The organism is Microvirga sp. HBU67558 (genome assembly GCF_018069605.1).
In the GTDB taxonomy this organism is placed as follows: Bacteria; Pseudomonadota; Alphaproteobacteria; order Rhizobiales; family Beijerinckiaceae; genus Microvirga; species Microvirga terrae.
On record NZ_JAGPUP010000231.1, the window covers coordinates 1 to 589 of the forward strand.

Below are 589 nucleotides of genomic sequence, written 5' to 3' on the forward strand. Positions count from 1 at the left end.
GGCTACCTCGCGCAGTGGGTTCTGGGTGATCTGGGGCCGTGGGACAGCTCGCACCTGTTCGGCACCGTGCCCGGCAACGTCTACGACCCGGCCATCGCCACCCTCGGCCTGGCCGATGGGGACGCCAACGGCAGCAAGGGAACCCTGTCGCTGGGCGAGGCCGGGCAGGTGAGCCTCCTGCTCAACAGCCCCGTGCCGACCGGCGCCGGCAGCCCTGCCCAGCACTACCTGTACTTCGCCGATTACGGCAGCCGCGGCCAGTATGCCGACACGGTCAAGGTCGTCCTGTCCGACGAGCGTGCCGCCCTGCCCTGGTCGGGCGGGCTCACCCTCACGGGCGACGAGCGCAGCGAGACCATCGCCCTGGGCCGCGGCTCCAATGCGCATACCGGCCAGGGCAACGACCTGGTGTCGGGCCTGGGCGGCCACGACACCATCCTGACGGCGGGCGGCGACGACTGGCTGTTCGGCGGCGAGGGCAACGACCGGCTCTCCGGCGAGGCCGGGCGCGACCGGCTCTCGGGCGAGGGCGGGCAGGATTGGCTCTCTGGCGGGGCCGGCAACGACTGGCTGCACGGCGGCGGCGGCG

The 589-nt window shown here is 73.3% G+C and carries 1 protein-coding gene; it reads left to right on the plus strand.

What is annotated here, in order from left to right:
- The coding region (locus KBI52_RS00970) for a calcium-binding protein (RefSeq protein ID WP_371823089.1) at positions 1-589 on the plus strand (589 nt) is incomplete at both ends.